We start from the raw sequence: 14961 nt of genomic DNA, 5'->3' as shown, positions 1-14961 counted from the left end.
TTCAATTTATTCAGAAATCGAACAGGACAAGGTCTGGGATTGGCACTTTTCTCCCTTTGTAAAAATTCAGTAATAATAGACACTTATGATTTCCTGACGAATGATGCACGTGTTATTAGTTGTCTCGGGAATGTAATCCTGAGGAGTCATTCGCTTCAAGAATTCCTCAAAAACTGGAATCGAAAGCCTTGGTGAAGGTATGTAAAGATTGTAAACTAACCCGCTAACCAACAAAGTCCGAAAGGGAAGGGAAACCGTAATGAAGAAAAGTAGTATTTTTATTACTGCTCTGTTGCTTGTCCTCGGTACTATGTCCAGTTCATATGCAAATGTATATGCAACAAACATAGAAGTAAGTGCCGAAGTGATTACAACAGGAGCAACGAACACATCTGTTGATATCTCATTTGTATTGAATGAAGATGCTGACAGCGGAGTTGATGTAGAAATTTATAGTGGTGCAAGCCTTGTGCGCACCATTACGCTGGCAACAGCAACCAAGGGAACCAACTCTGTAACCTGGGATGGTACAGATGCAGGTGGGGCAACTCTTCCCGACGGAGATTACACCTTCGAAGTGACAGCTTCGGATGATGGAAATGCCACTTGGACGAAGATCAGTGATGATCTAAAGACCGTTATGTACTCACCAAAGGGTGTTTCAGTTAATCGTAATCTGGATAGCCCTCTTTTTGGAACCGTGTATATCTCAAATGGATACGCCGGTACCAGCGCAAATACGGGAGCTTTCTATAATGGCGATGGGGTTTTCCTCTTTAGTTCTGCCCAGGACAGTCTGGGGTTTTCAGATGGTGGTGTGGATTGGTCAAGTTCATCCAATGCCCCCGGAAAAACCTCCATCGGTTCTGATGATAGAATCTATGTAACCCATTATGGTACAGATGAACTCTATGTATTTGATGGTATGGTTGATCCAGCCTCAGGCTTTCGTCTCTTAGACGCTGATAACAAAGTTGAAAACCAATGGGTCCAGGGAAATTTTATTACAGGTTCTGGTGCTGACCGCGCGATTTACACAGCTGATGGTCACTATGCAACTGGCCAGGGAATTCTCAAATATACGATTGGTTTGGAGGACACACTCCTGGCTGGCAATTACGGTGAGCTGACTGTGTTAAGACCAAACAATGGGTATTATCAGAGAGATGTTGAAGTTGATTCTCAGGGCAATATCTATTTTTGTCAGATGCGTGCAGACCCGAATCAGGCCTATCCACTCCTGAAATATCCTGCCTATGGTGATACAGCCATGGCGCTTGCAGATACTCTATGGACAGTGCCCATGACCTATACTGGGGCACAGGGAATTGCATTGGATGAATCCAGCAATCGTGTCGCATGGGGTTCTTATTATTCTGGAACTGTCTACATACATGATATGACTACCGGTGCCCTCCTCAATACAATCGCAACAGGTCAATCCAGAACACAAGATCTGGCTTTTGATGCTGCTGGAAACCTGTATACAATTGACAATGGCAGCGAATACTGGCATATCTGGTCAGCACCAGATGGAGCCAATTCCTTCACAACACCTGGTTTGGCAACCATATCAATTGAAACACCTGCCTCTATTAACACGGTGTTTATCAGTGAATTGGCAGATCCAAACAATGATGCTGGACTAAGGTTTGTTGAGCTTCACAATTCAGCTGATCTGGCTCTGGATCTCACAGGTTGGGAACTTCGCAAATACACAAATGATGCAGCGACTGTAAGTCAGACATTGCCTCTCGTAGGCTCCATCCCTGCACTTGGTAATTTTGTAATCGCCACAGGTGTTGTGGATACTGACTTTGAAACAGCATACGGTATGGCGCCAGATATGTTTGATGGTGCAGACAATAATGTTGCCGGAAGTAACGGTGATGATAACCTTGAACTTGTAGATCCAAGCGGTATGGTTGTCGACCAGTTTGGTGTTCCTGGTGAAGATGGATCGGGAACTAACCATGAATTCGAAGATGGCCGGGCTGTACGCCTTGCTACTGTAACTGTGGGAAATCCTACCTGGGATCCTGCTGAATGGGCCATTGATAGCGATGCACCTTCTGGCTTCGGTCCTCAAGATGCTCCAGATGATTTTGATCCTTATGTCTGGCCAACTATCATTCCTCTGGAAGTTATTTCGGCCGTGTCAATCAGCGATACAGAAATCGAAGTAATGTACTCCGGTGACCTGACTGCTGTTGATGTAGCGGATTACTCCACGACTGGAACCGCAGTAACCTTTGCATCAGCAACGCTAGATGGAGCTGACGCTTCATTGGTTCACCTCGTTGCTTCAGCTGCAATAGTAGGAGATGCAATTACAGATACTCTTACGGATGCAGCCAATGCTAGCTCCTTTGAGTTCCTCGCTGGAATAACACCCATTGGTTTTACCAATACGCTAAACCCAGGCGGACAAATTGCACAAGGTATTACGGGAACCTTTGTGGGACTCGTAACAGCCAATGATGCTTTTAACAATATCTGGGTCAATGATGGCAACGAAGCCTATATGGGAGTCATGGTCTTTGATTATGACTTTGATGGACTCGTAGCTGTTGGTGACGAGATCATGTTTACAGCTGATCTTGACATTTATAATAATCTCTCAGAATTGAAGAATCCTGTTTTACTGGGAACAATATCCACTGAGAATCCAACTATTCCAGCCATGATCACAGGTGCCGATATTGACAGCTCTCTGGCTGCTGATACCAATCCTGCTGAACAATGGGAAGGTCAGTTGGTACAAATCGATAGTGCCACAGTACTGGCATATGATGGCGCTTCCTATACCTACGAATTGTCAGATGACGAGGGTGTCACCAAATTCCTCGTTGGCGATAATGTAGATTATCATTTGGGAGCTGTTTCTCTAAATGTAGGAACGGCCTACGATATTGTCGGTGTTGTGGATTATACCGCTGGTAATTATCGGGTCAATCCTCGGGATATGGAAGATGTTGTTGATCTTTCAGTATTACCCAGCATTGCATCTGTGATGTCCTTGAGTGATACTGAAATTGATGTGGCCTACACACTTGAAGTAGGCGTTGTTGATGTTGCTGACTATTCGATTGCAGGAACTCCTGTGACCTTTGCATCTGCAACCATTGACACTGAAGATCTCATGCTGGTACACCTGGTAGCCTCTGCAGCAATTACCGCAGACGGTATTGCCGATACCCTGGTAGACGCAGCCAATGCTGACACAGTATTCTTGTATGCCGGAATTACACCAATTTCATTCACCAATGCCTTGAATCCAGACGGTCAAATCCAAGTGGGTTATCCAGTGACAGTCTCTGGTCTAATTACTGCTGATGATGAATACAACAATGTGTGGATTAACGATGGTGTGGGTGCCTATAATGGTGTCCTCCTATATGACTATGATATTGGTGATACTCTTGATGTTGGTGATCAAGTGTTACTTGCCGGTGATTTGGACATATACAATAACCTATCAGAGTTGAAACATATTAATCTGATAGAACACACCTCCAGTGACAATCCCACAATTCCTTCTGTGATCACAGGAGCCGATATTGACAGCTCACTTGCTGCCGATACAAATCCTGCTGAACAATGGGAAGGTCAACTGGTAAAAATCGATTCTGCACTCGTGCTTGCTCACGATGAAACAGGATATCGATATGAGTTGAGTGATGATGGTGTGACAAGTTTCCTCCTGGGTGATGATGTTGACTATCATTTTGCCAATATCGCACTAGATGTTGGATCCACGTATAATCTGGTTGGTATTGTGAGCTACTACTATGGTCACTACATCATTAGTCCTAGAAATATGGGCGATGTGATGGAGCTTGATCTGGCTGGTCCAGAGCTAGCTGGGATCGTAGCTGTATCTGAGACTGAACTTCAGGTTCGATTTACTGAACCTATTGCTTCTGCAGATGCCATGGTTCTGACCAACTTCAGTGTGAGTGGTGGCATTGGAAATCCAACTGCAGTTACCATGATCAATGATTTCACTTATCTGTTGACTGTAGCTGCGATCACACCCAATATGGATTATACCCTGACTGTAAATGGTATCCATGATATGTTCGGTAATGCTATTGAGGCTGATGCCGTGATAGATTTCATGCTCGATATACCAGGATCACTGTTTATTGACCGAATCATGAATGACTTTACCGTCGATGTCGGAAACTGGGGACATCCAACCTATTCAGGTTCAACTTCAGGTATCCTGACAACTTCTACATTTGCCTCTTCAGATTCGTTGGCATTTGCTGGTACTCATTCAGGTGAGATGGTTCTCCTTGATGATCCCGGCGTAGATGGCGGTTGGTTTGTCAGATTGTGGAATATCAACCGAGTCGACAGAATTGATGCCGATTCGAAGATGTTCTTCTATCTCCGTGGTGGTAATGCTGATATGCAGGCTCGTATTGTGATCAAGGATGACGATGGATACGAAGCTGGTCCATGGCGTGATATCACACATGCTGAAGATGACTGGCAAGTCGTTTCCCTGGATCTTGAAACTGATCCTGTTGTTGGATGGATAACTGGAAATAGTACGATTAATGCAGCAAGTGGAAGTGTTGCCATTGACTGTATTCAGATTCGTTGTTCAGAAGACGTCACAACCACTCTGTTCTTTGACATGGTTACTGAACGCTACAATATTGATCCAGTGGAAGTCACATTTGATGTGAACATGAATGTTCAGACACTCATGGAAACCTTCGCTCTGGGAACTGATTTTGTTGACGTTGCTGGTTCCTTTAATGGCTGGGGTGGCACACCCATGGTTATGGAAGGTCCTGATGCTGACAGTGTTTATTCATACACTGTAGCAGGTCTATATCCTGGTGAAAGCCTGGAATACAAATTCAGGATCAACGGTAACTGGGATACATCTGAATTTCCTGGTGGTGGTCCAAACCGTGTTTATGTCGTTCCAGATTCGAACAGTGTAGTGTATAACTGGTATAATGATGTAGAAACTTATGTTGGTGTAGATCTTGCCGGTCTGCCAACAGAATTTGCACTGCATCACAACTATCCAAACCCCTTCAACCCAATCACAAATATCAAGTATGATATACCTGAGAATACCTTTGTAAGGCTCTCTATCTATAACATGCTTGGTCAGCATGTGGTTGATCTGGTGAATGAAGATCAGGCACCTGGTTTTTATCATCTCCAATGGAATGGTTTGAACAAAAATGGTACGCCAGTTAGTAGCGGTATGTTTATCTATCGTCTCACCACACCAGAGTTCTCAAAATCTGGGAAGATGACGTATCTAAAATAAAAATCGTTTAAATCCGGTTTTTCAAGACCCCCGGCCATTGGTTGGGGGTCTTTTTTTTACCCCACAGTTCACTTGAAAGCCTGAATCCCCTGACAATGCTTCCACCAGATATCATAAGGTTTCAACTTGTCCATTCCCGATTAGATTAACTGCCACCCAGAATGTTGATTCCATGCTTCCTTAATGGATTCCCACCTGACCTTCAGGGGAGTGAAGAGTAACCATAGAATAGGTTAAATTTTATATGAGTGACATCACCAACGACCAACCAAGACCTCGATCCATGTATCTCCTTGAAGGCAATATTGGAGCAGGAAAAACCAGTTTGGGAAATATTCTGAAAAACTCAAATCAGTTTGAGTTTCTGGAAGAACCCGTGGATACCTGGCGCGATGGTTTTGCCGGAAATCTATTTGAAATGTTTTATTCAGACATGCCGCGATGGTCCTTTACCTTCCAGATTATGGCATTTACTACGCGGGCAAAAACCTGGTCGGAAATTTTACAGAAGGTGCAAGGGGATCGTGTCGTTTTGGAGAGATCAATCTACACGGATAGAAACGTCTTTGCAAAAAACCTGTATGCTGGTGGTGCCATGAACGATTCAGAATGGCAGGTCTATCAGCAACTCTGGGAGTTTTTAGCGTCTAACTATTGTGAGAAGCCTCAAAAAATCATCTATCTGCGAACGCCAGCTGAGCTCTGTCTGGAAAGAATTAAACAGCGGGGTCGCAATGAAGAACAACAAATGCCCCTGGACTATCTGAAAAGCCTTGAAGATTTGCACGATGAATGGCTCATGGACCATCCAGATGTGATACATATAGACGGCACACGCCGCTGGTCGGCTCAAGAGATTGAGACCCTCCTGCTTTAATTCTGATTTTCGTTCGAAAATGTTTCAACATTCAGGTATGATAAACCAGGGATATTCCTCAAGATACCATTAATCCAATCAGGTCCCACAGGCGAAGCCCTGGATACTTTCATAGCCGCCGCCATCTCGTTGGGTCCTACAAACCATATCTTAAGATCAAGAACAGAACCTTCTCGTTTCTCAACTTCTCCACGAATGGCTGTTTCTATTTCATTGCCTGCGGCACGATCCAGCAAGATTTCTGCTGAGGAGGATAGCAAGCCTTTTGACCATTTAAGGATAATTATGGCACCAATTATTCCCATAAGTGGATCCATCATCTGCCAGCCCCAATATTTTCCCATAAGCAGTGCACCAATGGCAAGGATTGATGTTAGCGCATCTGCCAACACATGAAAATAGGCGGAGTGTAAGTTAAGATCATCGATATCATGACTATGGGTGTGATCCTCGATTGAAGTGCCCATTAAAAGAATGGCTGAGATAATATTAACAATCAATCCCATGATGGCGACAATAATGGCCTCGCTAAATTGAATTGAAACCGGTTCAACAAATCGTTCAATAGATTCTATGATCATAAAAAGAGCTACAACAGCCAGAGCCACAGCGCTGGCAAAACCTCCCAGGGTTGTCACCTTGCCCGGTCCAAATGAAAACCGCCTGCTATCAATATTTTTGCGAGCATATCGATAGGCAAAAATTCCAATCCCAAAGGCAGCGGCGTGGGTTCCCATATGCCAGCCATCCGCCAGCAGAGCCATGGAACCCGTCAAATAGCCGGCTCCGATTTCTATAAACATCATGATAAAGGTCAGGGCAAATACTCGCCACGTTTTGGTTTCGTTCTCCTGCTGATCCATGTGCTGGTGGTGTGAGTGTGACACAGAATTATCCTTTGGTTATTTTTTTCCGCAAATGTACGCGAGCTGTCGATTTACCCTGCCAGTAGAAATGTCTATAAAACCGCACTCCTTTAGCAGAGGGGTGAGTCGTTGAACGTTGTCCTTAAGTTTTTTGTTACCCCCGTGAAGGTGAATGATCAAGTCGCCTAATTGTTGGAAGAAGCTCCCGCCAACTGACTCCATGTCCACGATGTAAACTGACCCCCCTGGTTTTAATATTCGATAGAATTCACTTATTCCTTTTATCTTCAAGTCGCCTGGAAGATGGTGCATGACCAGGCTGTTCATAACCCCATCGAAAGTTTCATCCGGGTGAGAGATATTTTCAATCAAATCCACCTGAAAATCCACAGCTATACCCAACCCTTCAGCTTTCGAACGTGCAATATTAATCATCTTCACGGAAGCATCTGAGCCAAACACTGCGCCCTCTTTTCCAACAATATCACATGCTAAAATAGCTTGATCGCCAGTTCCACAGCCAACATCAAGCACCGTATCACCGGATTTGAAGGGTGCTTTGGCAGCTATTTCATTACGCAATATTTTGGCTCTACCCAGTGAGGCTACATTTACGAGAGTATCATAAAATGATGCCCAGGGTATGGTTCGTCCTGTTGTTGTGGGGGCTGAAGTAGGTGTATGCATGTTTTGCTCCTCATCTAAAACACTCAATTCAATACTGAACACTCTGTTCGGAAATAGTATATTATTGGGAAAATGGTATGTCAACAGACAAGCAGTCGGATTTGTTCAATTGTGAACAATCCTGGAGCATTGTTCGGAAAGTGAAGGTATCAATTTGGATCAAGGTAGAACGGATAGAAGAGTAACAAGGACGAGAACCCTTCTACGAGGAGCCCTTATGTCACTTATGACTGAACAGGGTTACGATACCATTACTGTCCAGAATATTCTGGATCGCGCTGATGTAGGAAGATCGACTTTTTATTCCCATTACCGTGATAAGGAAGAACTGCTTCTTAGTGGGATGGACGATATACTTCATAGTCTGATACTTACACTGGAACACCCCCATCATTGTGACCACCAAAAAATACTTTCAACTGAACCACTATTCCAACATGCACAGGAGGAATTCCCACTACACAGGGCCATCATGGGAGGTCAGGGGATAAATTTGATGATTCATAAGATTCAGAGACATCTGGGACAACATGTGGAGGAAGAATTGAAGAAATGGCTGCATAATGATCAAAAGCCCAATATTCCACTCTCACTCCTGGGTCACCATGTGGCCAGCGTTTTACTTACACTTCTTCGATGGTGGTTTGATAACAATAAGCCATACACGCCCGCCAGAATGGATGCGATTTTCCAGAAATTAGTCATGCCGGGGATAAGAGAAGCTATGCCCTCCAATAGTTGATGAGGTGAACAGCCCTTCAAATGGTTCGTTGCTCTAGTTAGCTCTTTAACTCGAGCAAACAACTAAGAACTACTTGATATTATTTTGGACAAAAATTGTGTGAGAATAGATTGTAATAGGACAATATTTATCTCAAATCAAATCTTGTGCACCCTGCCTTCGAGATTATCTTCTCCAATCCAAAAGTGCTGATAAAGTAGCTTGTTAATAACAGGTTAGCGATCGTCATTAGCCCCTTTTACCAGTAAGTTTTAATGCTACAGGGAGTCCATGGACAAAGCAAGAACAGACTTGGGGAATCCAATCCTGGACCGTTTACCAGTCCACTTACAACAATTTATCAAACCCCAAATTTATAGTGATTACACGGCAATCGATCAGGCGGTTTGGCGTTTTGTCATGCGCATGAATGTTCGACACCTTCAGAATATTGCCCATCCCAGCTATCTGGAGGGACTGGCCAAGACTGGCATCTCAGTGGATAATATTCCAGATATGAAAACCATGAACGAGGTACTTTCAAGGATTGGCTGGGCGGCTGTATCAGTGGATGGATTTATCCCGCCAGCTGCCTTTATGGAATTCCAGGCCTACAATGTGCTCGTCATTGCAGCCGATATCCGCCAACTTCAACACATTGAATACACACCGGCACCTGATATTATACACGAAAGCGCAGGACATGCCCCCATCATCGCCAATCCCGAATATGCTGAGTATATCAGACGCTTTGGAGAGGTGGGATCCAAGGCCATTGGGAGCGAAAAAGATCATCAGCTCTATGAAGCCGTAAGACACCTCTCAATTATTAAAGAAGCCCCTGGTACTAAGCAGGACGAGCTCCTCATCGCTGAAAAACGTATCAATGATCTGCAGCAGAACATGGGTGAACCCAGTGAGATGGCTTTGATTCGCAACTTGCACTGGTGGACGGTGGAGTATGGCCTGATCCAGGTCGGAGAAGCAGTAAAAATTTATGGTGCTGGCTTACTTTCATCTATTGGGGAAAGCAGCGCTTGTCTAAGTGATCAGGTTGTGAAACTACCATACACCCTGGATGCAGCCTATCAGGATTTTGATATCACCAAACCCCAACCCCAGCTGTATGTCACGCCAGACTTTGCCCATCTTAGCCTGGTCCTCGAGGAATTGGCCAACAAAATGGCGCTTCGAAGGGGAGGTCTCCAAGGGGTCAAGAAACTTGTCGATTCAAAAAGACTGGGGACTATCGAATTAAGTACAGGCTTGCAAATTTCCGGTGTCTTTGATGACGTCATTACTGTGGATGATAAACCTGCATATATCCACACGATGGGTGCAACTGCCCTGGCTTTACGAGACCGTGAATTGGTAGGGCATGGAACAACATATCATCATGAAGGGTTTGGTTCTCCACTTGGAAAGTTAAAGGGTGTAAATCTCGCCATAGAAGACATGAGTCCCAGAGATCTTATGGCTTATGATATCTATGAGGGTAAAAAGACCTCCATCGAGTTTGAGAGTGGTATCCTGGTGCAGGGAGATGTGGTTACAGGGAAAAGAAATTTACAGGGGAAGATCGTTCTCATCAGCTTTGAGAATTGTACTGTGACTCTGGGGGATCAGATATTATTTGCTCCTGAATGGGGTGTCTATGATATGGCTGTGGGCAGAGATGTTGTTTCAGCCTATGGTGGTCCTGCAGATCCCAAAAGTTTTGATCAAATTATCCGCGTACCTCAAGAGCAAACCATTCAGGTGGAACCATCGCAAAAATTTAAGAATCTGGAGCAATTGTATCATAAGGTGCGACTGGCCCGGGAAGACAACATGTCAATTGATCTCAAAGATATCTATGTCAAACTTAAGAAAGATCATCCTGAGGATTGGCTGCTGGGTCTGGAACTGTTGGAGATGTGTGACGCTGGATGTGAACTATCACACACCCTGCAGACTTATTTGGATCAACAGGGACAAAGGTCTCCACAGAATAAACATTTAATTGAATTTGGAATGAATCATCTCATGCAGGATGCTCCGCATGAACAAAGAGGGAAGTGAAATGTCTGATTCATTGGGAATCCGCAAGTATGACTATGTAGAATTTTATGTGGGCTCGGCCAAGATGGTGGCCTATTGGTACGCAAAAGCCCTGGGACTGAAAATTGAGGGTTACTCTGGACCTGAAACGGGCTGTCGAGACAGAATTTCTTATTATCTCACCCAGAACGACTTGAAAATTGTAATCACCGGAAGTCTCCAACCCAGCACAGTTGATATATCAGCCTTCCTCAATCTGCATGGTGATGGGTTGAAGCGCTGGGCCATTGAAGTGGACGATGTGGAGAAAATATTTAATCATGCTGTGAAGCAGGGAGCTGTCATTCAGAGACGTCCTCAAAAAATTGAAAATGAGCACGGCTATATCACTGAAGCTGCGATTCGTCTGTACGACGATACTGAACTGGTTTATATCAATCGGGACAACTACAAGCATATATTCCAACCTGATTATGACAGACCGATCCAGGATATCCAGATGACCTCAGGGAATGCAGGTTTGATCGGTATAGATCATATCGTGGGTAATGTGCGTGAAAATGAAATGGACAAATGGGCCGACTATTATGTTCGCACCATGAACTTTGAAACCTTTATTGATTTTAAAAAGGGAGATATTGGGACAAAATATTCAGCCCTTTTATCTAAGGTTGTTCGTTCAGAAAAATCCACTATCAAAAACCCCATCAATGAGCCCTATGAAGGGGAAAAGAAATCTCAGATTGAAGAATACATCGAGCAGTATCATGGAACAGGCGTTCAACACATCGCCATACAGACCGATGATATCATACACACTATTCGCACCCTGCGTGAAAATGGGGTGGAGTTCCTTAATGTGCCAGATACCTACTATGACACCTTGAGAGCCAGGGATGATATCAATATTAAAGAGAATATTGATGAGCTCCAGGATCTGAAGATTCTGTGTGATAATGAGTCTGGTGGGTATTTATTGCAATTATTCACCAAGCCCATAGGAGATAGACCCACCTTTTTCTTTGAGTTTATTCAACGAGCTGGTGCCCAGGGATTTGGGAAGGGCAATTTTCAAGCATTGTTTGAAGCCATTGAAGAGGATCAGGGCTTAAGAGGAAATCTATAGTCAAATTGTTGTGACCGAATGATGATAATCAAGGAATAGAGGGAGCGGGGCATGCCATTTTATCATAAACTGGGAGAGATTCCCAGAGTCAAACATACCACATTTTATAAAGAAGATGAGCAGGAATTGTACCGCGAGGAACTGGTGTCCAGTAAGGGCTTCTCCGGTATTTACTCAAATCTTTACCACCATCATATCCCTTCGGCAACTCGTGCCATACAGGAAGTATCCCTGGAGATTTCAAAAGCCTGGGTTGATGCCCCTGTCGTTTATACCCATTGCAATACCGATAAGTCACCCCTGGGAGGTGACTATATTAACAGCCGGGAAAAATTACTGGAAAATTCACAATGTGCCATCTCCACTGCCAGGGTTAGCCGGGATTCAGATCTTTTTTACCGAAATGCCAGGGCTTCAGAGCTGATTTTTGTACATCATGGCTCAGGTCTTCTCAAAAGTTCCTATGGCGTGAATCCATTTGGCCCAGGAGATCAGATCGTCATACCCAAGGGGACGATTTATTCCATGGAATTCGAAGATTATGATAACAATAAACTGCTGATTATTGAGTCCACCTCCGCCTTTGATATTCCCAAACATTTCCGCAATGAATATGGACAGTTGACTGAGGATGCTCCCTTCTGTGAAAGGGATTTCAGGCCTCCTGAGTATATGGAAGCCGTTGACAAAAGTGGCGAGTTCAAACTTCTGGTAAAAATGGATGATCAATTCGCTGAACATATTCTCCCACATCATCCCTTTGACGTGGTTGGTTGGGATGGGTATCTCTATCCATTCACATTCAATATTAAGGATTATCACCCCAAGGTGGGCCGTATCCATCTGCCACCGCCCGTCCATCTGCTGTTTACCACAGGATCATTTGTCATCTGCAATTTCGTTCCGCGACCCTTTGATTTTCACGAAGCGGCAATCCCTGCACCCTATTTTCACAATAATATTGATAGCGATGAAGTTCTCTATTATCTGGATGGTGATTTTATGTCACGCAAGGGCGTCAGTGCAGGTTCCTTGACCTGGCATCCTGGTGGGATTCCGCATGGTCCCCAACCAGGTCGAACTGAAGCTTCAGTTGGGGTAAAGCGAACTGATGAATACGCATTTATGATTGATACCTTTGAGCCCCTCAAGCCCACTGTGAAGGTTCGGGAATGCCAAGACGATAATTATCCAAAATCATGGTTGTAAACATATGATAAAAATACCACGCTTTGTCGAACAATTGATTCCCTATAAAGCAGGGAAACCCATCTCTGAACTAGCCAGAGAGAAAAACCTGACTCGTATTGTGAAACTGGCTTCAGCTGAGAATCCCCTGGGATCCAGCCCCAAGGCGCTGAAAGCCATAGAAGAAGCCCTCTCAGGTCTGAATCGATATTCCGATCCAGCTTCCTATGATCTGGTGCAGGCTATTGCAGAGAAATACTCGGTTCAACCCAACCACATTATCTGTGGTCACGGTACAGATTCACTTCTGGCCTATATCGTCTCCGCTTTTACTGAAGAAGGTGATGAGATCATTACCTGCGAGGGTACCTTTATTGGGATTTATGTTTCCATCAGCAAAACCGGGCGTAAGCTTATAAAATTACCGCTCAAGGAGTATGGGTTTGATCTGGAAGCTCTGCAGGGTGCCATTACTGAAAAAACCAGTATGATCTATCTGGCCAATCCCAACAACCCGACTGGAACCATGTTTTCCCATAAGGAATTTGAAGCTTTTATGGCCAAGGTGCCAGACCATATAATGGTGATCCTGGATGAGGCCTATACTGATTATGCCAGTGAGTTTGAAGGCTATCCCAATGGCATCAGGTATGACTATGAAAACCTTGTGATCACACGCACGCTTTCCAAAGCACAGGGTTTGGCAGGTTTGCGTATTGGCTTTGCTGTGGGACCAGATAAAGTCATCGAAGCCCTCTACAAGGTGAAGCTGCCTTTTGAACCAAATCTACTGGCCCAGCAGGCTGGAATCGCCGCTCTGGACGATGACGAGTTTCTTAAAAAGACCATAGAGCTTAATCAACGGTCATTAAACATGCTTAAAGAGAACTTTGACCGCATCGGGATTCCTCAAGTCAAAACGCACACTAATTTTATACTTACCTTAATGCCCACAGAAGCTGATGCCGCCCGCTTTGCGGAGGAATGTGCCAATCGTGGGTTAATTGTACGTCACGTAGACAAATTTGGTGTTCCCAACGGGATCAGGGTGAATTCAGGAACCATGGAAGAAACAGAGTTTGCAGTGGATATCATGGAAGAAGTCTATCAAATAATTTTGAATCAGGGAAAGTAAATGAAAATTGTTTCTTATAAAGCAGATGACACGCATCGAAGTGGACTCATAATCCAGGACCGGGTATATGATATCCAAAAAGGTGGAGAAACCATCGGGGTTGAATTGCCCTCAACCGTTCTAGAGCTCCTTAACCTGGAGGAATCAGGAATGGAGTTCCTTCAAACTCTGAACCTGCGAATCAAACGCGGTCTGGGTGTCTCAGCAGTAAAAAACGCCGAGCTTCTGGCGCCCATCCCATACCCGCCATCATGCAGGGATGCCTATGCTTTCAGGCAACACGTGGCTACTGCCCGCCGTAACCGGGGTGTCCCCATGATCCCTGAATTCGATGAATTTCCCATTTTCTATTTCACCAATCACAATGCCATTTTCGGTCCAGGTGAGGTAGTTGTTGAAGCGGATCATCTGCATAAGCTTGATTTTGAGCTGGAGGTTGCCGTAGTTATTGGGAAGTGGGGTAAAAACATCGCTTCAAAGGATGCAGATGCGTATATCGCAGGTTTCACCATCATGAATGATCTGTCGGCACGTCTGCTTCAGATGGAAGAGATGAAACTCAACCTGGGTCCTGCCAAAGGTAAGGATTTTGCCACCACCATTGGACCCTGGCTGGTCACACCAGATGAACTGGATGATTACAAAATTGAGACTGATTTTGGAGCAACCTATTCCCTGGGAATGCAGGCCTTCCACAATGGAACCCAGATCTCAGATGGGAATATGAAGGATATGACCTGGACCTTTGCTGAAATTATCGAGCGGGCTTCCTATGGGGTGGAGCTTTTCCCAGGCGATGTGATTGGATCAGGCACTGTGGGCAGTGGATGTTATCTGGAATTGAATGGAACGGCTGCTATTGAAGCGAAAGAAGCTGGCGAAGATTTTACACCGGTCTGGTTACTCCCCGATGATGAAATTGAACTTAGGATTGATGGTTTGGGTGTTTTAAATAACACCATGAAGTCAAGTGGTTTGGACCACTCACTGCTTGCCACAAAGAAAATGAGTTAATAAGG

Annotated in this window: 10 protein-coding genes; 8 read left to right on the top strand and 2 right to left on the bottom strand. The window is 44.5% G+C overall.

Going from position 1 to position 14961, the window contains the following annotated elements; translation table 11 throughout:
• Positions 1–259 precede the first annotated feature (259 nt).
• Together ISR87_01070 and ISR87_01065 are read left to right on the top strand one after the other, a co-directional pair.
• Complete coding sequence (locus ISR87_01070) at positions 260–5302, top strand: lamin tail domain-containing protein (GenBank protein ID MBL7024017.1); 5043 nt, start codon at positions 260–262, stop codon at positions 5300–5302.
• Positions 5303–5546: 244 nt separating this feature from the next.
• Positions 5547–6179, top strand: a complete 633-nt coding sequence (locus ISR87_01065) for a deoxynucleoside kinase (GenBank protein ID MBL7024016.1) — start codon at positions 5547–5549, stop codon at positions 6177–6179.
• On the opposite strand, the gene dmeF is transcribed toward ISR87_01065, so the two are convergent.
• Positions 6176–7042: a CDF family Co(II)/Ni(II) efflux transporter DmeF gene (dmeF, locus tag ISR87_01060; protein MBL7024015.1), complete on the bottom strand. Its 867-nt coding sequence runs from the start codon at positions 7040–7042 to the stop codon at positions 6176–6178. The genes ISR87_01065 and dmeF overlap by 4 nt on opposite strands.
• 39 nt (positions 7043–7081) lie before the next feature.
• Positions 7082–7732 carry a class I SAM-dependent methyltransferase gene (locus ISR87_01055; GenBank protein ID MBL7024014.1) on the bottom strand — a complete coding sequence of 217 codons (651 nt, stop codon included), beginning with the start codon at positions 7730–7732 and terminating at the stop codon, positions 7082–7084.
• A gap of 217 nt (positions 7733–7949) precedes the next feature.
• On the opposite strand from ISR87_01055, the gene ISR87_01050 reads away from it, so the two are divergent.
• The 6 genes from ISR87_01050 (at position 7950) to ISR87_01025 (ending at position 14956) form a co-directional block, all read left to right on the top strand.
• A complete protein-coding gene (locus ISR87_01050) occupies positions 7950–8474 on the top strand; it encodes a TetR/AcrR family transcriptional regulator (protein MBL7024013.1) in 525 nt (174 codons plus the stop codon).
• A 270-nt stretch (positions 8475–8744) separates the two neighbouring features.
• Positions 8745–10514 carry an aromatic amino acid hydroxylase gene (locus tag ISR87_01045; GenBank protein ID MBL7024012.1) on the top strand — a complete coding sequence of 590 codons (1770 nt, stop codon included), beginning with the start codon at positions 8745–8747 and terminating at the stop codon, positions 10512–10514.
• Positions 10486–11619, top strand: coding sequence for a 4-hydroxyphenylpyruvate dioxygenase (gene hppD, locus ISR87_01040; protein ID MBL7024011.1), 1134 nt, complete (start codon positions 10486–10488; stop codon positions 11617–11619). The genes ISR87_01045 and hppD overlap by 29 nt, the downstream gene beginning before the upstream one ends.
• Before the next feature lie 51 nt (positions 11620–11670).
• Complete coding sequence (locus tag ISR87_01035; protein ID MBL7024010.1) at positions 11671–12828, top strand: homogentisate 1,2-dioxygenase; 1158 nt, start codon at positions 11671–11673, stop codon at positions 12826–12828.
• A 4-nt stretch (positions 12829–12832) separates the two neighbouring features.
• Positions 12833–13942 carry a histidinol-phosphate transaminase gene (gene hisC, locus ISR87_01030; protein MBL7024009.1) on the top strand — a complete coding sequence of 370 codons (1110 nt, stop codon included), beginning with the start codon at positions 12833–12835 and terminating at the stop codon, positions 13940–13942.
• A complete protein-coding gene (locus ISR87_01025) occupies positions 13943–14956 on the top strand; it encodes a fumarylacetoacetate hydrolase family protein (protein MBL7024008.1) in 1014 nt (337 codons plus the stop codon). It begins immediately after the preceding gene.
• The last annotated feature ends 5 nt before the right edge of the window (positions 14957–14961 follow it).

It is taken from the genome of Candidatus Neomarinimicrobiota bacterium (genome assembly GCA_016784545.1).
Classification (GTDB): Bacteria; Fidelibacterota; UBA8477; order UBA8477; family JABMPR01; genus JABMPR01.
Note: the sequence above shows the minus strand (reverse complement) of the source record. Positions and strands in the feature narration are given on the sequence as shown.